Here is a 21,487-nt window from a genome sequence, read left to right as displayed (position 1 = left end):
ACGCGGCGAAGGCCTGGCTGGGCGGCCTGGGAGCGCTGCGTGACGTCGTACGTCAGGAGCTGGTCGCCCGGCAGCTCGACGAGCAGATAGCCGGGCGGTTCCCGGTCGGGCAGCGGCTGCGGGTGCTCGACGTGGGGATGGGGCAGGGCACGCAGGCGCTGCGGCTGGCCCGGGCCGGCCACCAGGTGACCGGCGTGGAGCGGGAACCGACGATGATCGCGGTCGCGCGGCAGGCCCTGGCCGGTGAGCCGGAGGGGATCCGCGACCGGGTGCGGATCGTCCAGGGGGACGGGCGGGACACGGGTGTCCATTTCCTGCCGGGCAGCTTCGACGTGGTGCTGTGCCACGGGGTGCTGATGTACGTCGAGGAACCGGACGCGCTGCTGGCCGGTGTCGCGCGGATGCTGGCCCCCGGCGGGCTGCTGTCGCTGCTGGTGCGCAATGCCGACGCGCTCGCCATGCGCCCCGGCCTGAGCGGCGACTGGGCGGGCGCGCTCGGCGCCTTCGACTGCGTCTCGTACCGCAACCGGCTGGGGCTCGACGTCCGGGCCGACCGGCTGAGCGCGCTGACGGCCGCGCTCGCCGGGATCGGCGCGCCGCTGCACTCCTGGTACGGGGTAAGGGTGTTCACGGACACCGTCCCGGACGGCGCCGGACTCCCCGACGACGTGGAGACCCTGCTCGCGGCGGAGGAGCGGGCCGGGCGGACGGACCCCTACCGTTCGGTGGCGGCGCTGCTGCACCTGTGCGGCGTGCGCGGCTGACCTTCTCGTTCGGGCGAGCACGGCTTGCCCGTTCGGGCGAGCAGCGCGAGCCGGGCGCCGGGCGCCGCGGCGAGACTCGGGGCATGGATGTCTCCCCCGCCCGCCGGACCCTCCGTGCGGCCGCCCTGCTGGGCTGCTGCTGTCTCGTTCCCGTCTCCGGGTGCACCGCCTTCGGGAGCGGCGGAACCGAGGAGACCTCGGCCGACCGGGCCGCCCACGCGGCGGCCGTGCCGCTGGCGGCGGCCGACCTGCAGAACCAGTACCAGAAGGTCATCAGGAACGTCCTGCCGTCGGTCGTGCAGATCCAGGCGACCAGCGACCTGGGCTCGGGCGTGGTCTACGACGAGAACGGACACATCGTCACCAACGCGCACGTCGTCGGGAACGAGAAGAAGTTCAAGGTGACGACCGCCAACAACGAGGAACCGCTCACCGCGACGCTCGTCTACTCCTACCCCGAGCAGGATCTGGCGGTCATCAGGCTCGACAAGGTCCCCAAGGGGCTGCGGGCGGCCTCCTTCGGGGACACCGAGAAGGTCCAGGTCGGGCAGATCACGCTGGCGATGGGCTCACCGCTCGGGCTGTCGTCCAGCGTGACCGAGGGCATCGTCTCGGCGACCGGACGGACCGTCAGCGAGAACCCCTCCGGCGGTCCGGGCGCCACCATCCCCAACATGGTGCAGACCTCGGCCGCCATCAACCCCGGCAACAGCGGCGGCGCCCTGGTCAACCTGGACGGCCAGGTCATCGGCATCCCGACGCTCGCCGCGAGCGATCCCGACCTGGGGGGCAGCACGGCGCCGGGGATCGGGTTCGCCATCCCGGGTTCGATGGTCAAGACGGTCGCCGACCAGATCATCAAGCAGGGCAAGGTCACCGACTCGGGGCGGGCCGCGCTCGGCATCACCGGGCGCACGGTCGTCGACGTGAACTACCAGCCGTCGGGGGTGGCCGTGGTGACCGTGAAGCCGGGCGACGCGGCCGACAGGGCGGGCATCCGGCCCGGGGACATCATCACCAAGGTGGGGGGCGACGACATCACCACGATCACCTCACTGGCCGAATCGCTCGCGTCGGACCGGCCGGGGCAGCGGACGACGGTGACATTCACCCGGGACGGCGCCGGGCGGACGGTGGAGGTGACGCTGGGCGAGCAGTGAGGCGGCGACGGTGGGGCGGCCGACCGCGGCCGCCCCGACCGGCGTGCACGGACGGGTCCTCAGGCCTCGTCCGCGTGCAGGCTCATCGGGCCGTAGATCTCGGTGGCGTCCTCGTAGAGCCGCACCTGGTCGGCGCCGCCGGCCAGCAGGTCCTTCCACTGCTCGCCGAGCCAGGACTCGGCGTCGCCCTGGGTGGTGAACTCCTCGGGCTCCACCGCGGGCTGGACCTCCGTCCCGTCGGCCTTCTCGAATCGCCATGTCCATGCCGTCATGCAGGCCTCCTTTGATCCAACTGAGGCATCGTATAAGGGCGCCGCGAAAAACTCCGCTGGTTGGGGGCAGGTGCGGGCCCGGTGGGCCGCCGGGGGCGGCGGCTGAGGCGGGAACCGCCGGGACGGGTGAAAATCAGGGCGTGGAAGTGACTTTGCTCGGTACCGGTGGGCCTGGCGGCCTGCCTCGGCCCGGTTGTCCCTGTGCGGCCTGCGCGTGTGCCGTCGGGGTGGCGGCGCGGGCCGCCACCGCCGTACTCGTCGACGGGGCGCTGCTGCTCGATCTGACGCCCGGTGCGGCGTTCGCGGCGGCGCGGGCCGGGCGGTCCCTCGGGGGCGTGCGCCAGGTGCTGCTCTCGCATCCGCACGACGGGCCCGCCGTGGAGGTGCCGGCCGGGCTGCCGCAGCCGGGCCGGGTGCCGGACGGACGGGAGCTGGCGCTGCTGACGGGGCATCGGGTGCGGGCGCTGGCGATGGACGCGGGCGGCACCGGGTACGCGGTGACCGGGCCCGACGGGCAGCGGCTGCTGTACCTCCCGCCGGGCGGTGCGCCTGCCGGCCTGGAGAACGGCGGCGCGGACGCGTACGACCTGGTGCTCCTCGACGTCGTGGGGCGGCCGGACGCGCTGGCGAGACTGCGGGCGGTCGGCTCGGTGGGGCCGGCCACGGACGTGGTCGCCGTCCACCTCGACCACGACGTGCCGCCCGGTGCGGAGGCGCGGCGCCGGCTGGCGGCCGCCGGGGCCCGCGCGGTGCCCGACGGCACGACGCTGACGGTCGGCGGGTACGAGGAGGTGCCCGACGTGCCCCGCCGGACGCTGGTGCTGGGCGGGGCGCGGTCCGGGAAGTCCGTGGAGGCCGAGCGGCGGCTGGAGTCGTTCCCGGACGTGCTCTACGTCGCCACGGGCGGGACCCGCGGCGGGGACACCGAGTGGGCGGCGCGGGTGGCCGCGCACCGGGAGCGGCGGCCGGGGTCGTGGCGTACGACGGAGACGTGCGACCTGGTGCCGTTGCTGGCGCAGGACGGGCCGGCGCTGCTGGTCGACTGTCTGTCGCTGTGGCTGACGGACGCGATGGACTCCGTCGGGGCGTGGGACGACACGGAGTGGGCGTCGGGCGGGGAGAAGGCGCTGCGCGAGCGCGTGCGTGGACTGACCCAGGCGGTGCGGGCCACCCGGCGGACGGTGGTGGCGGTGTCGAACGAGGTGGGGTCGGGGATCGTGCCGGCCACCGCCTCGGGCAGGCGGTACCGCGACGAACTGGGCCGCCTGAACGCGGCGTTCGCGGCCGAGTGCGAGCAGGTGGTGCTGGTGGTGGCCGGGCAGGCGCTCGTGCTGCGGTGAAGAGGGACGGGACGGGCGCCTATCCGGCCCGTCCCTTCCGGGCGATGATCCGGTACCCGTTGGAGAACGGCGTCCGGCGCAGCAGCGGGGCCACGGCGTGGTCGGCGGCCAGCGCCAGCGCCACCAGCGGGGCCGTCGCCGGCAGCCACCGCTTCGGCAGGGCCCGGCCCAGGGCCAGCGTGAGTGCCGCCGAGAGGTCGCACGGCAGGTGCGGCGCGCGCCTGTCGGTCTTGAGGATCTCGCACCCCTGGGCCTCCAGTTCCGCCCGCAGGTTGGCCGGCGGCAGCAGATGCAGGTGCCGGGGCTGGCCGTAGGGGATCCACCACTTGCCGAGGAGCCGGGCGGAGGCGCTGCGCGGGTTCGGGATCTCGATCAGCAGGTGCCCGCCGGGGCGCAGGACCGTCAGGGCGGCCCGGAGTTCGGCCCGCGGGTCGGGGGCGTGCTCCAGGTGCCGGAACATGCTGACGACGTCGTAGCGGCCGCGGAGGCGGGCCAGGAGCTGAGGAGAGGTCAGGTGGCCGCAGTGGCCCTCCTCGACCCGTCCCTCGGCCCGGGCGGTCAGCACCCGCACGGTCGGGTCCAGACCGTCGAAGGACGTGTACGGCAGCAGTTCGCGCGCCGCGTCCGGGAAGTGGGCGTGGCCGGTGCCGATGTCCAGCCAGCTCTCCGGCTCGTGCAGCGCCGGCATCGCGCGGACCGCGGCGCGGTGCCGGCGGCGGCCCGCGCGGGTCGCGAGGAAGCGGTCGGTGTAGTCCTCCAGGCGGCCCTCGTAGTGGTCCTGGTGGTAGAGGGCGAAGCCGGCCGCGGACAAGCGGGGGTTCTGGAAGGCGTGGGCGCAGTCCCGGCACTCGTCGACGGTGAACGTGCCGGGCCGGTGGTGCAGGAGGTCGGGCGCGCGCAGCCGGGTGCGCAGGCGTCTGGAGCCGCACCAGGGGCAGTCCTCGCGGCGCGGCTCGTGGAACCGGTCGGGGCCCGGGGCGAGTTCGGGCGTGGGTGGCATGGGCGGCTCCCTGTGCTCCCTGAACGCAATCCACTGCAAACCGGAACGTATGGGATACCGATCTTGCCTGCAAAGCCGCCGTGCGGGTGGGGCGCCGATCTGACGCCGAACCGCTGGTTCCGTGCCGGTACTGTTCGGCGAATGAGCTCGCTTAATCTCGACGACTTCACCGATCTGATCGAGCGCCCCGACGGCGGTGTGCGCCGGGACGCCGAGGCGCGCCGGGAGCGGCTGATCGTGCCGCCCGGGTCACTGGGCCGCCTCGACGACCTGGGCGAGTGGCTGGCCGCCGCCCAGGGCTCGGTTCCGGTACGGCCGGTGGAACGGCCCCGGGTGCTGCTCTTCGCCGGTGACCACGGCGTCGCCGAACTCGGCGTCTCCGCACGGCCGGCGGGCGGCGCGGTGCTGCTGGTACGGGCGATCCTGGAGGGGGCCAGCCCGGTGGCGGTGCTGGCCCGGCGGCTCGGGGTGCCCGTGCGGATCATCGACATGGCACTGGACTGCGATCCGGACGCGCTGCCGGAGGAGGTCGGGCGCCACCGAGTGCGCCGGGGCAGCGGCCGTATCGACATCGAGGACGCGCTGACCGCCCAGGAGGCCGAGGAGGCCTTCCGGGCGGGCGTCGCGCTGGCCGACGAGGAGGCCGACTCGGGGACCGACCTGGTGGTGCTCGGGGACGTCAGCGTCGGCGGCACCACGGCGGCGGCCGTCCTGGTCGCGGCGCTGTGCGGGACGGACGCGTCCGTGGTGACCGGGCGGGGCGGACTGCCCATCGACGACCTGGCGTGGATGCGCAAGTGCGCGGCGATCCGGGACGCGCTGCGGCGGGCGCGGCCGGTGCTCGGGGACCAGCTGCAGTTGCTGGCGACCGTCGGCGGGGCGGACCTCGCGGCGATGACCGGGTTCCTGTTGCAGGCCGCGGTGCGGAAGCTGCCCGTGGTGCTGGACGGGGTCGTGGTGGCCGCGTGCGCGCTGGTCGCGCAGCGGATCGCGTTCCGGGCGCCGGACTGGTGGCTGGCCGGCCACGACAGCGGGGAGCCCGGCCAGGCGAAGGCGCTGGACCGCATGGCCCTGGAGCCGCTGCTGGCCCAGGGCGTGACGGTGGGTGAGGGAGCGGGAGCCCTGCTGGCACTCCCCCTGGTCCAGTCGGCCGCCGCCCTGGCCGCGGAGCTCCCGGAGAGGCCGGAGAAGCCGGAGGAGCCAGAGAGGCCGGAGGCGTAGCGGCAGGCGGGGACACGGCCGGGGCGGCACCGCCGGAGGGCACCGTTCCGGCTGATCGCCGTTGCGGCGGAGTGGGGGGACGTGACGCCCATATGATCCTGCTCCATGGGAGATGCCCGATTTGCCGTTGAGCAGCGTGACGGACGTGAGAGAGGGCGAGGGGCCGGGGTTTCCCAGCGGGCCGCCGCCTTTGCCGTCTGGTACCTGCGTGCGGTCGCCTTCGTCAACTTCCTCAGCGCGGTGTGGGTGTCGCTGGGACAGGACGTACGGCGGCACAACCAGGAGAACTTCTTCACCCCGTACCTCCTGACCGCCGGCTTCGCCTCCGGCGTGTTCACCGCGTTCCTCGCGATCACCATGCGCCGCCGCAAGCGGGCCGCGTGGATCCTCAACCTGGTCCTGAGCGGGCTCTTCCTCGCGCTCCTCGCGTTCGCCATGGCGTTCCCGGAGATCCGCGGGTACGCCCAGAACTGGATCTCGCTCGCGCTGACCGCCGCCTTCGTGGGGGCACTGCTCGCCGGCCGCCGGGAGTTCTACGCGAAGGGCGACCGTGCCAACCCCCGGCTCGCCGCGACCGTCGCGGTCGGCGGCGGTGTCGTCGCCTCGCTGCTCGCCGCGCTCCTCGTCACCGCCACCGACCAGGCGCCGCACGCCTCCCGTTCGACGTTCGCGGAGCGCTGGCACTACGGCACCCTGCGGCTGGTGTCGGTCGCCGCCGACCCCTCCCGGTTCCCGTACATCGCACCGCCCAACTGGGTGAACGTCGTCATCAACGTGCTCAGCACCATCCTCGTCCTCGCCGTCTTCTACGCCGCCTTCCGTTCCCGCCGGGCCGTCGACCCGATCACCGACGACGACGAGAAGCAGCTGCGCGTGCTGCTGGAGCGGCACGGCGAACGGGACTCCCTCGGGTACTTCGCGCTGCGGCGGGAGAAGAGCGTGGTGTGGTCGCCGACCCGGAAGGCGGCGGTGGCCTACCGGGTGGTGGGCGGGGTGAGCCTCGCCTCGGGGGACCCGATCGGGGATCCGGAGGCCTGGCCGGGGGCGATCGCGCCGTGGCTGGCCCAGGCGCGGGCGCACGGGTGGATCCCGGCGGTGATGGGGGCGAGCGAGGAGGCCGGGACCGTGTACGCGCGGCACGGGCTCGACGCGCTGGAGCTCGGGGACGAGGCGATCGTCGAGGTGGCCGAGTTCACGCTGGAGGGGCGGGCCATGCGGACCGTCCGGCAGGCCCACAACCGGGTCGGGCGGGCCGGGTACTCGGTGCGCATCAGGCGGCACGAGGACATTCCGGCGGACGAGATGTCGTACCTGGTCCGGCGTGCCGACGACTGGCGGGACGGGGCCACCGAGCGCGGGTTCAGCATGGCGCTGGGGCGGCTCGGGGACTCCCGGGACGGGCAGTGCGTGATGCTGGAGTGCAGGGACGGCGGCGCCGGGGACGGCGCGGGTGAGCTGCGGGCCCTGCTGTCGTTCGTGCCGTGGGGGCCGGCCGGACTGTCCCTCGACCTCATGCGGCGGGACCGGGACTCCGACAACGGTCTGGTGGAGTTCATGGTCATCGAACTGCTCCAGCGCGCCGGAGAGATCGGGATCACGCAGGTGTCGCTCAACTTCGCGATGTTCCGGTCGGTCTTCGAACGTGGTGCGCGTCTGGGCGCGGGACCGGTGCTGCGGCTGTGGAGGTCTCTGCTGAGCTTCTTCTCCCGGTGGTGGCAGATCGAGTCCCTGTACCGGGCGAACGCCAAGTACCGGCCCATCTGGGAGCCGCGGTTCCTGCTCTTCGAGAAGAGCGCGGACCTTCTTCGCATCGGTTTCGCGTCGGCGCGTGCGGAGGGGTTCCTGGAGGCCCCGGGACTGCCCAGGTGGGTGCACCGCAGGCAGTTGGACACGCAGGGGGACACGCACGGATGAGGACCGCCGCATGACACCGCTCGCCCGCTGGGCCCAGGCCGAGTGGGGGCTGCTGTACGCGACCGTGCGCGGGCCGCTGGCGAAGCGGCGGCTGGGGGCGGTGCCGATGACGGTCGCGGCGGTCTGCCTGACCGCGCTGCTGCAGTTCACGCAGAACCATTCGTGGGGGTACGGACCCGTGCAGCACGCCGGGGCCGTGCGGGCCGCGGATCCCTGCTGGCTGGCCCTGCTGCGCACCCCTCTCTCCCTGTTCGTGCCGGCGCTCGACCTGCCGGTGTGGGGCGCGCTGGCGCAGGTCCTGGTCGTGTTCGGCGTCGCCGAGGTGTGCCTGGGCTGGTGGCGGACCCTGACCATCGCGTACGCGGCGACCCTCGCCGGGACCCTGTACGCCCGGCTCGGCTGCGTGCTGGGCCCGCACGGCCCGCTGGGTCTGCCGGCGTCGGACGCGCGGGTGGTGGACACCGGCCCGTCGGCCGCCGTCGTGGGGCTCGCGGTCTTCGTGGCCTGGCGGTACGGCGCCTACCTCACCGCGGGCGCGGTGGCCGCGGCGATGGTGTTCGAGGTGGCGCTGAAGGAGAACCTGGCCGGCAAGGAGCATCTGGCGGCCATCGCGGGGGTGGCGGTCCTGTGGGCGGTGGCGCGGGCGGGGCGGCGGTTGCGGCTGCGGTACCGGCGCGGTCACTGGGGCCCGGGCAGCCGTACCGGTTCGGGGCGGTCGGGTTTGCCGCCGATCCAGTCCTGAAGGGTGCGGCTGAGCCGGGACCAGCGGCGGTCGTGGTGGTAGGCGCGCAGGACGGCCCTGGCCCGGGCGCGCGGCCGGTTGCCGTAGCAGCGGCGGGCCCAGGGGGAACCGGGGCGGGCCAGGCGGACCGCGCCGACGAGGGCGACCAGCGGGACGATCACACCGAAGATGGCGACCCGGGTCTTGCCCTTGCTCAGGGCGACGAGTGAGAAGGCGAAGTTCGCCACGACGTTCACGATGACGGTTCCCCGGTCCTGCAGTTCGCCGGTCGAGATGTCGTTGACGCCGAACGGGGAGAACCCGGCGAGCAGCAGCCCGACCAGTGCGGCGGTGATGACCACGACCTCGACGCTCTTGCGGCCCTCCTCGGTCCAGTAGACGTCGTCGAGGTGGAGGATCAGGGCGAACTCGTCGAGGACCAGCCCGGCGCCGATGCCGAAGACGATCGCGGCGGCGGCCGCGCCGAAGCCCTGCCGGCCGCCGGCGACCGCGGCGAAGCCGCCGATGACGGTGAGGACCACTCCGGGGACCACGTGGTGGATGTGCAGCCCACCCGCCTTCACGTTGCCGAACGGCCCTTTCCCGGCGCGGATGAGCCGGGTGATGACCCGGGTGACGACGAAGGTGAGGACGAAGGCGGTCAGGGCCAGCAGCAGCGGGAGCTTGCCGGGCTCGACGATGTTCCGTTCCAGCCAATGTCCCATGTGCGCACTTTATCCCCGCGAGAGCCCGCCAGAACCGGCCGAGAACCCGCCTAGGGGGATGGCCGGGTGCCCGGGCCTGCCGGGAGCGCACCGGGGTGGCCGGGGGCCCGGGGCCCGCCGGGAGGGGCCGGGAGCGCACCGGGGTGGCCGGGGGCCCGGGGCCCGCCGGGAGGGGCCGGGCACACGCCGGGGGTCTGCCGGGAGTAGCCGCGAACCCGCCCGGAACCCGCCGAGAGTGGCCCGGAGCCCGCCGGGAGAAGCCACGAACCCGCCCGGAACCCGCCGAGAGTGGCCCGGAGCCCGCCGGGAGAAGCCGCGAACCCGCCCGGAACCCGCCGGGAGTGGACGGGACCCCGCCCGGAACCCGCCGAGAGCAGCCGCGAACCCGCCCGGAACCCGCCGAGAGCAGCCGCGAACCCGCCCGGAACCCGCCGAGAGCAGCCGCGAACCCGCCCGGAACCCGCCGGGAGTGGACGGGACCCCGCCCGGAACCCGCCGGGAGTGGCCGGGAGGCCGCTGGGGGGATGGTCGGGGGCGGGCGGGCCTGCTGCCGGGGGTGGGCGGGGCGGTGGGGGTTCTGACTAGCGGGTAACCTGCGCCGGTGGTCAAGACGCCCTGGCCGGACGGCCTTCGGTTCGCTTTCGGCACGCTCACCGTGTTTCCCGTGCGGGTCAGCCGCTGGGACCGGGAGGCGGCCCGCGGCGGCATGCTGCTCGCTCCGCTGGTGGGCCTCGCCGTGGGGGTCTGCGCGGGCGCGGTCGGCGCGCTGCTGGTGGCGGCGGGGGCAGGTGCGCTGCTCGCCGCGGTGGCCGCGGTCGCGGTGCCGGCCGCACTGACCCGGGGGCTGCACCTGGACGGCCTCGCCGACACCGCGGACGGGCTGGGCAGCGGCAAGCCCGCCGCGGAAGCGCTGCGGATCATGAAGCAGTCGGACATCGGACCGTTCGGGGTGATCACCCTCGTCCTCGTGCTGCTCGCTCAGGTGGCCGCGCTGGCGCAGGCGTTCGGCGACGGATGGGCACGCGGCGCGGTCGCCGCGGTGGTGGCTGCGACGGTGGCCCGGCTGGCGCTGACCCTGGGCGCGGTGGCGGGGGTGCCGGCGGCCCGGCCGGAGGGGCTGGGGGCGGCGGTCGCGGGGGTGGTGCCGAAGATGGCGGCGTCGGTGGCCACCGTCGTGGTGATGGTGGCGGCCGCGGGGGCCGGGGCGCTGATCGGCGCGGGCGAGAGCCTGCGGGCACTGCTCGCGGTGGTGGCGGCGGAGGCGGCCACCGACGGGGCGCTTCGCCATTGCCGGCGGCGGTTCGGGGGGATCACGGGGGACGTGTTCGGGGCGCTCGCCGAAGTCGCCGCCGCCGTCGCGCTGGTGGTGCTCTCCCTGGGCTGACGGACCCGGGAGGTGACCCGGGCGCCACCCTCAGGTGAACACCCGCAGGAATGAGCGAGCGCATACACCCGCGTAGTCTCGTCCCGGGTGTTCGCCGACAGGGTGAAGGCCCCGGTCGCAACGCACCCCGGGTCGGTTCCCGGGGTCGCCTCCCGGGCCCGGTCGACCCACACCACTCGGCCACTGCAACTCAACATCGGAAGCGAGATTTCACCACCGTGACTGCTCTCACTCTCAGCACCTCAGCGGCGCCCGGCCTCCGGGCCGACGCGATCGTGATCGGTGTCGCCAAGGGCGCCAAGGGACCGGTCGTAGCACCGGGCGCGGAGGCCGTGGACAAGGCCTACGACGGCAGGCTCGCCGCCGTCCTGGAGACCCTCGGTGCCTCGGGTGCCGAGGGCGAACTGACGAAGCTGCCCGCCCCTGCGGGCTTCAAGGCCCCGCTGGTCGTCGCGGTGGGGCTGGGGGCCGCCCCCGGCGCGGACGGGGAGTACGACGCGGAGGCGCTGCGCAGGGCGGCCGGTGTCGCCGGCCGTGCGCTGACCGGGGCGAAGAAGGCGGCCTTCGCGCTGCCGGTCCCGGACGCCGCGGCCGTCGGCGCGCTCGGGGAGGGGGTGCTGCTCGGCGCGTACTCCTTCGACACGTACAAGGACAACGGCAAGGACGCGAAGGCGCGCAACGGCAAGGCGCCGCTCGCCGAGGCCGTGCTGCTGGGCGGCAAGCCCCGCGATGCGGCCCACAAGGCGGCCGCCGCCCGCGCCGTCGCCGTCTGCGAGGAGCTCAACCGCGCCCGCGACCTGATCAACACCCCGCCGAACGACCTCACGCCGGCGATCTTCGCGGGCATCGCGCAGGACGCGGCCAAGGAGCACGGGCTCAAGATCCAGGTGCTCGACGACAAGGCGCTCACCAAGGGCGGCTACGGCGGCATCCTCGGCGTCGGCAGCGGCTCGGCCGCGACCCCGCGGCTGGTGAAGCTGTCGTACCGGCACCCGGACGCGGACAAGCACCTCGCCTTCGTCGGCAAGGGCATCACCTACGACTCGGGCGGCATCTCGCTGAAGCCGGCCGGCCACAACGAGACGATGAAGTGCGACATGAGCGGGGCCGCGGCGGTCCTCGCCGCGGTCGTCGCCGCGGCGCGGCTCGGGCTCGAGGTCAACGTGACCGGGTGGCTGGCGCTGGCCGAGAACATGCCGTCGGGCTCCGCGGTGCGCCCCGGTGACGTGCTGCGCATGTACAGCGGCAAGACCGTCGAGGTGCTCAACACGGACGCGGAGGGACGGCTGGTGCTGGCCGACGCGCTGTGGGCGGCCTCGGCGGAGAAGCCGGACGCGATCGTGGACGTGGCGACCCTGACCGGCGCGATGATGCTGGCGCTGGGCAGCCGGACGTTCGGGATCATGGGCAACGACGACGCGTTCCGCACCGCGGTGTACGAGGCGGCGGAGGAGGTCGGCGAGCCGGCCTGGCCGATGCCGATGCCCGAGCACCTGCGCAAGGGCATGGACTCGGCCACCGCCGACATCGCGAACATGGGGGAGCGGATGGGCGGCGGGCTGGTCGCCGGGCTGTTCCTGCGGGAGTTCGTGGGCGAGGGCATCACCTGGGCGCACCTGGACATCGCCGGGCCCGCGTTCAACGAGGGGGGTCCCTTCGGGTACACCCCGAAGGGCGGGACGGGGTCCGCGGTGCGGACGCTGGTGCGGCTGGCGGAGCTGACGGCCGAGGGCGAGCTGGGCTGACGTCGGGTTTCGTGGATGGGACCTCGCGTGCGGGTAGGGCGAGGTCCCGTCGCCGAACGGCTCGGGAGGTTCGGTCGTGCGGCGGCTGCGGGTGATTCGTGGCTTGTCGCGCAGTTCCGCCCCCAGCCTTCGGCCGGGGGTACCCCCAGCGCCCCTGGCGGGGCGCTGCCCTTCGGGGCGTTATCAGGTGAGCGTGTGGTGCCTCACACTCCAGCCCGGCGTCTCGTTCACCTCCGACAAGTGCGAAGATGGGGCTCGGCAGGACAGGGCCCCACCCACAGGGCCGAAGAAGAGCGGCCGGACACCAGCCGCCGCGCGGTCACCGCTGACCGGCGTACGGCGCACATGCATGGAGGACGTGACGTGGCGAACGACGCCAGCACCGTTTTCGACCTAGTGATCCTCGGCGGTGGTAGTGGCGGTTACGCCGCGGCCCTGCGCGGGGCGCAGCTGGGCCTGGACGTCGCCCTGATCGAGAAGGACAAGGTCGGCGGTACCTGCCTGCACCGGGGTTGCATCCCCACCAAGGCCCTGCTGCACGCGGGCGAGATCGCCGACCAGGCCCGCGAGAGCGAGCAGTTCGGCGTCAAGGCCACCTTCGAGGGCATCGACATCGCGGGGGTCCACAAGTACAAGGACGGGGTCATCTCCGGCCTGTACAAGGGTCTGCAGGGTCTGATCGCGTCCCGCAAGGTGACGTACATCGAGGGCGAGGGCCGGCTGTCCTCCCCCACCTCCGTCGACGTGAACGGCCAGCGCGTCCAGGGCCGCCACGTGCTCCTCGCGACCGGCTCCGTGCCGAAGTCGCTGCCGGGCCTGGAGATCGACGGCAACCGCATCATCTCCTCCGACCACGCCCTCGTCCTGGACCGCGTGCCGAAGTCCGCGATCATCCTGGGCGGCGGTGTCATCGGCGTCGAGTTCGCCTCCGCCTGGAAGTCCTTCGGCGCGGACATCACGATCGTCGAGGGCCTCAAGCACCTGGCCCCCCTCGAGGACGAGAACTCCTCCAAGCTTCTTGAGCGCGCCTTCCGCAAGCGCGGCATCAAGTTCAACCTGGGCACCTTCTTCTCGAAGGCCGAGTACACCGCCGACGGCGTCAAGGTCACCCTCGCCGACGGCAAGGAGTTCGAGGCCGAGGTCCTGCTCGTCGCCGTCGGCCGTGGTCCGGTCTCCGCCGGCCTCGGCTACGAGGAGCAGGGTGTCGCCATGGACCGCGGTTACGTCCTGGTCGACGAGTACATGCGGACCAACGTCCCGACCATCTCCGCCGTCGGTGACCTGGTCCCGACCCTCCAGCTCGCGCACGTCGGCTTCGCCGAGGGCATCCTGGTGGCGGAGCGGCTGGCCGGTCTCAAGACCGTCCCGATCGACTACGACGGCGTGCCGCGGGTGACGTACTGCCACCCCGAGGTCGCCTCCGTCGGCATCACCGAGGCCAAGGCCAAGGAGATCTACGGCGCGGACAAGGTCGTCGCCCTGAAGTACAACCTGGCGGGCAACGGAAAGAGCAAGATCCTCAACACCTCGGGCGAGATCAAGCTCGTCCAGGTGAAGGACGGTGCCGTGGTCGGCGTCCACATGGTCGGCGACCGCATGGGCGAGCAGGTCGGCGAGGCCCAGCTGATCTACAACTGGGAGGCGCTGCCCGCCGAGGTGGCCCAGCTCATCCACGCCCACCCGACGCAGAGCGAGGCGCTCGGCGAGGCCCACCTGGCCCTGGCCGGCAAGCCGCTGCACTCGCACGACTGACCCTCGGTCGGCACAAGCGACGACTCAGACTTCCGCAATTCGTAAGGAGCAACCGAAACCATGGCGGTTTCCGTAACCCTTCCGGCGCTCGGCGAGAGCGTCACCGAGGGCACTGTCACCCGCTGGCTGAAGGCCGAGGGCGAGCGCGTCGAGGCCGACGAGCCGCTGCTCGAGGTGTCGACCGACAAGGTCGACACCGAGATCCCGGCCCCCGCCGCGGGCATCCTGGCCTCCATCAAGGTCGCCGAGGACGAGACCGTCGAGGTGGGCGCCGAGCTGGCGATCATCGACGACGGCACCGGCGCCCCGGCCCCCGCCGCCGCCCCGGCCGCCGAGCCCGCCGCCGCCCCGGCCCCGGCCGAGCCCGCCCAGGCCGCCCCCTCCACCGAGCAGGCCGCCCCGGCTCCGGCCCCGACCGCCGAGGCCGCCACCGGTGCCTCCGGCGCGCAGGGCACCGACGTGGTCCTGCCGGCGCTCGGCGAGTCCGTCACCGAGGGCACCGTCACCCGCTGGCTGAAGGAGGTCGGCGAGGAGGTCGCGGAGGACGAGCCCCTGCTCGAGGTCTCCACCGACAAGGTCGACACCGAGATCCCGGCGCCGGTCGCCGGTGTCCTGCTGGAGATCGTGGTCGGCGAGGACGAGACCGCCGAGGTCGGCGCCAAGCTCGCCGTCATCGGCGCCCCGGGCGCCGCTCCGGCCGCCGCCCCCGCTCCGGCCGCCCCGGCTCCGGCGCCCGCCGCTCCGGCCCCCGCCGCCGCAGCCCCGGCTGCCCCGGCTCCGGCCCCGGCGCCCGCCGCTCCGGCCCCCGCGCCCGCCCCGGCCCCGGCCCCGGCTGCTCCGGCGCCCACCCCGGCCGCAGCCGCCCCGGCCGCCCCGGCTCCGGCTCCGGCACCGGTCACTCCGGCCCCGGTCACCCCGGCCGCCGCGCCGACCGCCACCCAGGCGACCGACGAGGGCGCCTACGTCACCCCGCTGGTGCGCAAGCTCGCCGCCGAGAACGGTGTCGACCTGGCCGCCGTCAAGGGCACCGGTGTCGGCGGCCGGATCCGCAAGCAGGACGTCATCGCCGCCGCCGAGGCCGCGAAGGCCGCCGCCGCGGCTCCGGCTCCGGCCCCGGCCGCCGCTCCGGCCGCCGCCGCCAAGAAGGCGCCGACGCTCGAGGCCTCCCCGCTGCGCGGCCAGACCGTCAAGATGCCCCGCATCCGCAAGGTCATCGGCGACAACATGGTCAAGGCGCTGCACGAGCAGGCGCAGCTGTCCTCGGTCGTCGAGGTCGACGTCACGCGCCTGATGCGCCTGCGCGCCCAGGCCAAGGACTCCTTCGCCGCGCGCGAGGGCGTCAAGCTCTCCCCGATGCCGTTCTTCGTGAAGGCGGCGGCCCAGGCGCTGAAGGCCCACCCGGCCATCAACGCCCGGATCAACGTCGAAGAGGGCACGATCACCTACTTCGACACCGAGAACGTCGGTATCGCGGTGGACTCGGAGAAGGGCCTGATGACCCCGGTCATCAAGCACGCGGGCGACCTCAACATCGCCGGTATCGCCAAGGCCACGGCCGACCTGGCCGGCAAGGTCCGCGCGAACAAGATCACCCCGGACGAGCTGTCCGGCGCGACCTTCACCATCTCCAACACCGGCTCGCGCGGCGCCCTGTTCGACACGATCATCGTGCCGCCGAACCAGGTCGCGATCCTCGGCATCGGTGCGACGGTCAAGCGTCCGGCGGTCATCGAGACGGAGGAGGGCACGGTCATCGGCGTCCGCGACATGACGTACCTGACGCTGTCCTACGACCACCGCCTGGTGGACGGTGCCGACGCGGCCCGTTACCTGACGGCCGTCAAGGCGATCCTGGAGGCCGGCGAGTTCGAGGTCGAGCTCGGTCTGTAAGCCTGCACAGGCCTTCCACGGTGCCCCGTCCGGAGTTCCTCCGGGCGGGGCACCGTCGTGTAAGTCTCGTCTCACCTGCGCGAAAGCGCCCCCGAGCGCCTCTCCCGGAAGGCTGTCCGGCCGTATTGTCTAAACGTCAAACGCCCTAAGGAGCTCCCATGACCGCGCCCGTCGTCCACTCGCTGCGCGAACAGATCCGCGAGCACATCGTGGAGGGAATCGTCAGCGGGCGCTGGAAGCCGGGCGAGCGGATCGTGGAGCGACGGATCGCGACCGAGCTGGAGGTCAGCCAGACGCCGGTGCGGGAGGCGCTGCGCGAGCTGGAGTCGCTGCGCCTCATCGAGTCCGCGCCGAACAAGGGCGTGCGGGTACGGAACCTGACGGCGGCCGACCTGGAGGAGAGCTACCCGGTGCGGGCCGGTCTGGAGGCGATCGCGGCGGAGCTGGCGGCGGAGCGGCTGGCCGGGGACTGCTCGGCCCTGGAACCCCATGTCGCGGCGCTGTACGAGGCCGACCGGAACACCGACGGCACGGGACAGGTGCGCCACACGGTCGGCTTCCACCGCGAGCTGGTCCGGGCGGCCGGCAACTCCGTCCTGCTGCACACCTGGGAGGGCCTGGGCATCGAGGTCTTCACGGCCCTGTCGATCCGCTGGCTGGGAACGGTCCAGCAGTCGTACGCGGAGGAGCACGAGGAGCTGGTCGCCGCGTTCCAGCGCCGGGACCCGCGGATCGCGGAGATCGTGAAGGCCCACGTCCTGGGGTGCGCGCCGAGGCCCTGAGGCCGGCTCCCCCACCCCTTTCCCACACACGAGCGCACCCCCGCTCAAACAGCTTCCCACCTGCGGAAACCCCCTCTTCAGGGCGTCACCGGGTGCCAGCGGGCGAGGCACCGCGTGCCGACTTTCTCGGAATCGAGAAGTTTTGCCCCTCAACCCTTTGATCGATCATCGATCAGGGAGTTAGAGTCGCCGACGGACCCGCACCCGGGTCCATTGCCCTGTCCTGCCAAAGACCAAGGGCACCCGAACTCTTACCGATGAGGGAACCCCCTTCGACTGAGGAAGGCGGCGACATGACCGACCCCCAGGCCATCCAGCCGAGCGCGCTCGACCAGCTCCCCGACCGGGATCCGGAGGAGACCGCCGAATGGCAGGCCTCACTGGACGCCGTGGCCAGGGAGGCCGGGCCGCACCGCGCCGCGTACCTGATGCGCCGCACGCTGGAACGCGCCGAGGCGGACGGCATCGCGCTGCCGAAGCTGCTGGAGACGGACTACGTCAACACCATCCCCACCGCCGCCGAGGCGGCCGTCCCCGGTGACGAGGAGATGGAGCGGAAGATCACCGCGTGGAACCGCTGGAACGCGGCCGCGATGGTCACCCGGGGCAGCAAGCACGGCGTCGGCGGCCACATCGCCACCTTCGCCTCCGCCGCCTGGCTCTACGAGACCGGCTTCAACCACTTCTTCAAGGGCAAGGAGGGGGACGGCAGCGGTGACCAGCTCTACATCCAGGGCCACGCCTCCCCCGGCATCTACGCCCGCGCCTTCCTCGACGGCCGCCTGACCGAGGCGCACCTCGACAACTTCCGCCAGGAGGCCGGCGGCAACGGCCTCCCGTCGTACCCGCACCCCCGCCGCCTGCCCTGGCTGTGGGAGTTCCCGACCGTGAGCATGGGCCTCGGCCCGCTCTCGGCGATCTACCAGGCCCGCTTCAACCGCTACCTGACCGCCCGCGGCATCAAGGACGTCTCGGCGTCCCACGTCTGGGCGTTCCTCGGCGACGGCGAGATGGACGAGCCGGAGTCGACGGCGGCACTCGCACTCGCCTCCCGCGAGGGCCTGGACAACCTCACCTTCGTCATCAACTGCAACCTGCAGCGCCTCGACGGCCCGGTGCGCGCCAACTTCAAGATCGTGCAGGAGCTGGAGGCCCAGTTCCGCGGCGCCGGCTGGAACGTCGTCAAGACGCTCTGGGGCACCGCCTGGGACGAGCTGTTCCAGCTCGACACCACCGGTGCGCTGGTACGACGGCTGCGCGAGGTACCGGACGCGCAGGTGCAGACGTACCAGACCCGCGACGCCGCCTACATCCGCGCCGACTTCTTCGGCAAGGACCCCGCGCTCGCCGAGATGGCGAAGCTGCTGAGCGACGACAAGATCCTGGAGTGCTTCCACCTCTCCCGCGGTGGTCACGAGGCGCGCAAGGTGTACGCCGCGTACAAGGCCGCCGTCGAGTTCAAGGGCGCGCCGACCGTGATCCTGGCCCAGACGGTCAAGGGCCACACCCTCGGCGAGGGCTTCGCGTCGAAGAACGCCAACCACCAGATGAAGAAGCTGACGGTGGACGAGTTCAAGACGATGCGGGAGCTGCTGGAGCTGCCGATCCCGGACAGCGCCTTCACCGACGGGGTCGTGCCCTACGGCCACCCGGGCGCCGACTCCCCCGAGGTCCGCTACCTCCAGGAGCGCCGCGCGGCCCTCGGCGGGCCCGCGCCGGCCCGCCGGACCCACGCCCTGGCGCCGCTGCCGGCCCCCGCGGACAAGGCCTTCGCCTCCTTCGACAAGGGCTCCGGTTCGCAGAACGTGGCGACCACGATGGCGTTCGTCCGGCTCGTCAAGGACCTGGTCCGGGACAAGGAGACCGGCAAGCGCTGGGTGCCGATCGTCCCCGACGAGGCCCGCACCTTCGGCATGGAGAGCCTCTTCCCGTCCCTCGGGATCTACTCCCCCAAGGGCCAGACGTACGAGCCGGTCGACCGTGACCAGCTGATGTACTACAAGGAGGCCAAGAACGGCCAGATCCTCAACGAGGGGATCACCGAGGCCGGTTCGATGGCCGACTTCATCGCCGCGTCCACCGCGTACGCGACGCACGGCGAGGCGATGATCCCGTTCTACATCTTCTACTCGATGTTCGGCTGGCAGCGCACGGCCGACCAGATGTGGCAGCTCGGCGACCAGCTCGGCCGCGGCTTCCTCGTCGGCGCGACCGCCGGCCGTACCACCCTGACGGGCGAGGGCCTCCAGCACGCCGACGGCCACTCCCCCGTGATCGCCGCGACCAACCCGGCCGCGCTGTCGTACGACCCGGCCTTCGCCTACGAGATCGCGACGATCGTCAAGGACGGTCTGCGCCGGATGTACGGTGAGGCGCTGCCCGGCGAGGACCCGAACGTCTTCTACTACCTGACCGTCTACAACGAGCCGCTCCCGCAGCCCGCGAAGCCGGCCGGCCCCGGGATCGACGAGGGCATCGTCAAGGGCCTGTACCGCTTCAACACGGCGGAGTCCGCGGGGCTGTCGCTGCCGGCGAACGCCCCTCGTCTCCAGCTGCTCGGTTCCGGTACGGCGATCCACTGGGTGCTGGAGGCGCAGCGGCTGCTGGCCGAGGAGTGGGGGGTGGCGGCCGACGTGTGGTCCGCGACGTCCTGGACGGAGCTGCGGCGCGACGCGATGGAGGCGGACGCGGCCCTGCTGCGCGGGGAGGAGCGCGTCCCGTACGTCCGCCGGGCCCTGCAGGGCGCCGAGGGCCCGGTCCTCGCGGTCTCCGACTACATGCGGCAGGTCCCGGACCAGATCGCGCAGTGGGTCGAGCAGGACTGGTCCTCGCTCGGTGCCGACGGCTTCGGCCTCTCCGACACCCGCGACGCGGCCCGCCGCCACTTCGGCGTCGACGCGGAGTCGGTGGTCGTCGCGGCCCTGGCCCAGCTGGCGAAGCGCGGCGAGGTCAAGGCGACGGCGGTGAAGGAAGCTCGCGAGAAGTACGGGCTGTAGCCGACCCGAGCCCCGAGGACCGAGCGCCGTCGCAGCAGATCTTTCCCGCCACGACGGCGCTCGCCCACCACGACGGCTCCCGGCGGCACCGGACCGGCCCTGGCGGCGGGTTCGGCACCGCCGGATCGGCTTGTCCCGGCTGAGCGCCGTCGCGGCGGAGCAAGGCCGGCGGACGCCGGTCGGGTTTCTCGTGGCGGCGCTCGGGCGGGGTGGCGGTTTTCGGTGGTGACGGTGGGGCCCGGCATCATGTGACGCATGCGTGCCGCTCGGCTCATCAAGATGGTGCTTCTGCTGCAGGCTCGGGCCGGTATGACGGCCGGCGAGCTGGCCGCCGAGCTGGAGGTGTCCGAGCGGACCGTGATGCGGGACGCGCAGGCGCTGTCGGAGGCGGGGGTGCCGGTGTACGCGGACCGGGGACGGGCGGGCGGGTACCGGCTGGTCGGCGGGTACCGGACCCGGCTGACGGGGCTCGGCCGCAGCGAGGCCGAGGCGTTGTTCCTGAGCGGCGTGCCCGGCGCGCTGCGGGAGATGGGTCTGGAGGACGCCGCGAGTGCCGCCCGGCTGAAGGTGTCCGCCGCGCTGCTGCCCTCCCTGCGCGACACGTCCCGCACCGTCGCGCAGCGGTTCCACCTGGACGCCCCGAACTGGTTCGCCGAGCCGAAGACCCCGGAGCTGCTGCCCGTCGTCGCCGACGCGGTGTGGGACGACCGGCGGGTGGTGGCGCACTACCGGCGCGGGGAGTCGGAGGTGCGGCGGAAGCTGGAGCCGTACGGGCTGGTGCTGAAGGCGGGGGTCTGGTACCTGTGCGCGCGGGTCGCGGACACCGACTCCTACCGGGTCTACCGGATCGACCGGTTCACCTCGGTCGAGGCCGGCGAGGAGCGGTTCGAGCGGGACGAGGAGTTCGACCTGCCGGGGTTCTGGGAGCAGCGGGCCGAGCAGTTCGCGCGCTCGATCCTGCACGCCGAGGTGGTGGTGCGGCTGTCGGCCGTCGGCCTGCGGAGGCTGCCGTACGCCGTCGACCCGGTCACCGCTCGGCAGGCGGTCGCGGGCGCCGGCTCCCCCGACGCGCGGGGGTGGGTGACGGTGACGCTGCCGGTGGAGAGCGAGGAGGTCGCGCACGGCCAGCTGACCGCGCTGGGCCCGGAGGCGGAGGTGCTCGCTCCGCAGCGGCTGCGGGCGCGGTTCGCGGCGGACGCGGCGCGGCTGGCGGAGCTCTACGCGCGGCCGGGCGACGCCGGATAACAATCCGCACCACTCCGCGTGCGCCCCCGGCGCACAGGCACGATGCTGGACGCGTGATGGACGAGACGGAGTTCTGGGAGCTGGTCGACGCGACCCGCGAGGCCGCCGAGGGCGACCCGGAGGACCAGGCGGACCTGCTCGTGGAGCGGCTGCTCCAGCTGGAACCCGACCTGGTGCTGGACTTCGCCCGTCACTTCGAGGCGCGCTACAACCGCGCCTACCGCTGGGACCTGTGGGGAGCGGCCTGGGTGCTGCTCGACGGGGCCAGCGACGACGCGTTCGACTTCTTCCGGTGCTGGCTGATCGCCCAGGGCCGGGAGGTGTTCGAGGGCGCCCTGCACGACCCGGACGCCCTGGCGGAGTTGCTGGACGACTTCGACGAGGAGGTCGACGGCGACGGCGAGGAGCTGGGGTACGCGGCGGACGAGGCGTACGAGCAGCTCACCGGGACGGTGGCCCCGGACCTGGGCATCGCCCCCGCGCCCTCCGAACCGGAGGGCACCCCGGTCGACCTGGAGAACGAGCGGGCGCTCGCCGAGCGGTTCCCGCGGCTGTGGGACCGCTTCAAGGAGTGAG

General features: G+C 73.3%; 17 protein-coding genes. 14 read left to right on the top strand and 3 right to left on the bottom strand.

Features of this window, described 5'->3' with window-relative positions:
* Positions 1-59 precede the first annotated feature (59 nt).
* Together ACZ3KP_RS31295 and ACZ3KP_RS31290 are read left to right on the top strand one after the other, a co-directional pair.
* Positions 60-764, top strand: a complete 705-nt coding sequence (locus ACZ3KP_RS31295; protein WP_467503542.1) for a class I SAM-dependent methyltransferase — start codon at positions 60-62, stop codon at positions 762-764.
* Between the two features lie 83 nt (positions 765-847).
* Positions 848-1,924, top strand: coding sequence for a S1C family serine protease (locus tag ACZ3KP_RS31290; RefSeq protein WP_467503503.1), 1,077 nt, complete (start codon positions 848-850; stop codon positions 1,922-1,924).
* A gap of 59 nt (positions 1,925-1,983) precedes the next feature.
* On the opposite strand, the gene ACZ3KP_RS31285 is transcribed toward ACZ3KP_RS31290, so the two are convergent.
* On the bottom strand, positions 1,984-2,196 hold the full coding sequence (locus tag ACZ3KP_RS31285; protein ID WP_132886345.1) for a hypothetical protein: 213 nt from the start codon (positions 2,194-2,196) through the stop codon (positions 1,984-1,986).
* Between the two features lie 140 nt (positions 2,197-2,336).
* Between ACZ3KP_RS31285 and ACZ3KP_RS31280 the strand changes: the two genes are divergently transcribed.
* Entirely contained in the window at positions 2,337-3,536 is a 1,200-nt protein-coding gene (locus ACZ3KP_RS31280) for a bifunctional adenosylcobinamide kinase/adenosylcobinamide-phosphate guanylyltransferase (protein WP_467503501.1), read from the top strand.
* A gap of 19 nt (positions 3,537-3,555) precedes the next feature.
* On the opposite strand, the gene ACZ3KP_RS31275 is transcribed toward ACZ3KP_RS31280, so the two are convergent.
* Positions 3,556-4,536 carry a class I SAM-dependent methyltransferase gene (locus ACZ3KP_RS31275; protein ID WP_467503499.1) on the bottom strand — a complete coding sequence of 327 codons (981 nt, stop codon included), beginning with the start codon at positions 4,534-4,536 and terminating at the stop codon, positions 3,556-3,558.
* A gap of 141 nt (positions 4,537-4,677) precedes the next feature.
* On the opposite strand from ACZ3KP_RS31275, the gene cobT reads away from it, so the two are divergent.
* The 3 genes from cobT to ACZ3KP_RS31260 all read left to right on the top strand — a co-directional run bounded on the left by cobT (position 4,678) and on the right by ACZ3KP_RS31260 (position 8,413).
* Complete coding sequence (cobT, locus tag ACZ3KP_RS31270; protein ID WP_467503497.1) at positions 4,678-5,757, top strand: nicotinate-nucleotide--dimethylbenzimidazole phosphoribosyltransferase; 1,080 nt, start codon at positions 4,678-4,680, stop codon at positions 5,755-5,757.
* Positions 5,758-5,862: 105 nt separating this feature from the next.
* Positions 5,863-7,671 carry a phosphatidylglycerol lysyltransferase domain-containing protein gene (locus tag ACZ3KP_RS31265; RefSeq protein ID WP_467503495.1) on the top strand — a complete coding sequence of 603 codons (1,809 nt, stop codon included), beginning with the start codon at positions 5,863-5,865 and terminating at the stop codon, positions 7,669-7,671.
* A 10-nt stretch (positions 7,672-7,681) separates the two neighbouring features.
* Positions 7,682-8,413 carry a hypothetical protein gene (locus ACZ3KP_RS31260; protein WP_467503494.1) on the top strand — a complete coding sequence of 244 codons (732 nt, stop codon included), beginning with the start codon at positions 7,682-7,684 and terminating at the stop codon, positions 8,411-8,413.
* Here ACZ3KP_RS31260 and ACZ3KP_RS31255 read toward each other — a convergent pair.
* Entirely contained in the window at positions 8,350-9,117 is a 768-nt protein-coding gene (locus ACZ3KP_RS31255; RefSeq protein WP_467503492.1) for a hypothetical protein, read from the bottom strand. The genes ACZ3KP_RS31260 and ACZ3KP_RS31255 overlap by 64 nt on opposite strands.
* Positions 9,118-9,718: 601 nt before the next feature.
* Here ACZ3KP_RS31255 and ACZ3KP_RS31250 point away from each other — a divergent pair.
* From ACZ3KP_RS31250 to ACZ3KP_RS31215, 8 genes are all read left to right on the top strand, one after another.
* Positions 9,719-10,501 (top strand): adenosylcobinamide-GDP ribazoletransferase, encoded by a 783-nt coding sequence (locus ACZ3KP_RS31250; RefSeq protein ID WP_467503491.1) that lies wholly within the window; start codon positions 9,719-9,721, stop codon positions 10,499-10,501.
* A 218-nt stretch (positions 10,502-10,719) separates the two neighbouring features.
* On the top strand, positions 10,720-12,246 hold the full coding sequence (locus ACZ3KP_RS31245) for a leucyl aminopeptidase (protein ID WP_467503489.1): 1,527 nt from the start codon (positions 10,720-10,722) through the stop codon (positions 12,244-12,246).
* A 363-nt stretch (positions 12,247-12,609) separates the two neighbouring features.
* On the top strand, positions 12,610-13,998 hold the full coding sequence (lpdA, locus tag ACZ3KP_RS31240) for a dihydrolipoyl dehydrogenase (protein ID WP_358975983.1): 1,389 nt from the start codon (positions 12,610-12,612) through the stop codon (positions 13,996-13,998).
* 60 nt (positions 13,999-14,058) lie between these two features.
* Positions 14,059-15,888, top strand: coding sequence for a 2-oxoglutarate dehydrogenase, E2 component, dihydrolipoamide succinyltransferase (gene sucB / locus ACZ3KP_RS31235; RefSeq protein ID WP_467503487.1), 1,830 nt, complete (start codon positions 14,059-14,061; stop codon positions 15,886-15,888).
* 158 nt (positions 15,889-16,046) lie between these two features.
* Positions 16,047-16,670: a GntR family transcriptional regulator gene (locus ACZ3KP_RS31230; RefSeq protein WP_132886355.1), complete on the top strand. Its 624-nt coding sequence runs from the start codon at positions 16,047-16,049 to the stop codon at positions 16,668-16,670.
* Between the two features lie 293 nt (positions 16,671-16,963).
* On the top strand, positions 16,964-19,666 hold the full coding sequence (gene aceE, locus ACZ3KP_RS31225) for a pyruvate dehydrogenase (acetyl-transferring), homodimeric type (protein WP_467503485.1): 2,703 nt from the start codon (positions 16,964-16,966) through the stop codon (positions 19,664-19,666).
* A 255-nt stretch (positions 19,667-19,921) separates the two neighbouring features.
* On the top strand, positions 19,922-20,911 hold the full coding sequence (locus ACZ3KP_RS31220; RefSeq protein WP_467503484.1) for a helix-turn-helix transcriptional regulator: 990 nt from the start codon (positions 19,922-19,924) through the stop codon (positions 20,909-20,911).
* Between the two features lie 56 nt (positions 20,912-20,967).
* Complete coding sequence (locus tag ACZ3KP_RS31215) at positions 20,968-21,486, top strand: DUF4240 domain-containing protein (RefSeq protein WP_360524715.1); 519 nt, start codon at positions 20,968-20,970, stop codon at positions 21,484-21,486.
* The last annotated feature ends 1 nt before the right edge of the window (position 21,487 follow it).

The sequence above is a fragment of the Streptomyces sp. NPDC020958 genome (genome assembly GCF_055562175.1).
This window is presented reverse-complemented; position numbering and strand designations above follow the sequence as displayed.

Excerpts from the sequence above, each read along its gene's own strand:
- ACZ3KP_RS31265 (WP_467503495.1), top strand. The coding sequence starts at position 5,863 with ATGGGAGATGCCCGATTTGCCGTTGAGCAGCGTGACGGACGTGAGAGA.
- ACZ3KP_RS31255 (WP_467503492.1), bottom strand. The coding sequence starts at position 9,117 with ATGGGACATTGGCTGGAACGGAACATCGTCGAGCCCGGCAAGCTCCCG.
- ACZ3KP_RS31215 (WP_360524715.1), top strand. The coding sequence starts at position 20,968 with ATGGACGAGACGGAGTTCTGGGAGCTGGTCGACGCGACCCGCGAGGCC.
- ACZ3KP_RS31285 (WP_132886345.1), bottom strand. The coding sequence starts at position 2,196 with ATGACGGCATGGACATGGCGATTCGAGAAGGCCGACGGGACGGAGGTC.
- aceE (WP_467503485.1), top strand. The coding sequence starts at position 16,964 with ATGACCGACCCCCAGGCCATCCAGCCGAGCGCGCTCGACCAGCTCCCC.
- ACZ3KP_RS31230 (WP_132886355.1), top strand. The coding sequence starts at position 16,047 with ATGACCGCGCCCGTCGTCCACTCGCTGCGCGAACAGATCCGCGAGCAC.
- ACZ3KP_RS31260 (WP_467503494.1), top strand. The coding sequence starts at position 7,682 with ATGACACCGCTCGCCCGCTGGGCCCAGGCCGAGTGGGGGCTGCTGTAC.
- sucB (WP_467503487.1), top strand. The coding sequence starts at position 14,059 with ATGGCGGTTTCCGTAACCCTTCCGGCGCTCGGCGAGAGCGTCACCGAG.
- cobT (WP_467503497.1), top strand. The coding sequence starts at position 4,678 with ATGAGCTCGCTTAATCTCGACGACTTCACCGATCTGATCGAGCGCCCC.
- ACZ3KP_RS31290 (WP_467503503.1), top strand. The coding sequence starts at position 848 with ATGGATGTCTCCCCCGCCCGCCGGACCCTCCGTGCGGCCGCCCTGCTG.
- ACZ3KP_RS31220 (WP_467503484.1), top strand. The coding sequence starts at position 19,922 with ATGCGTGCCGCTCGGCTCATCAAGATGGTGCTTCTGCTGCAGGCTCGG.
- ACZ3KP_RS31275 (WP_467503499.1), bottom strand. The coding sequence starts at position 4,536 with ATGCCACCCACGCCCGAACTCGCCCCGGGCCCCGACCGGTTCCACGAG.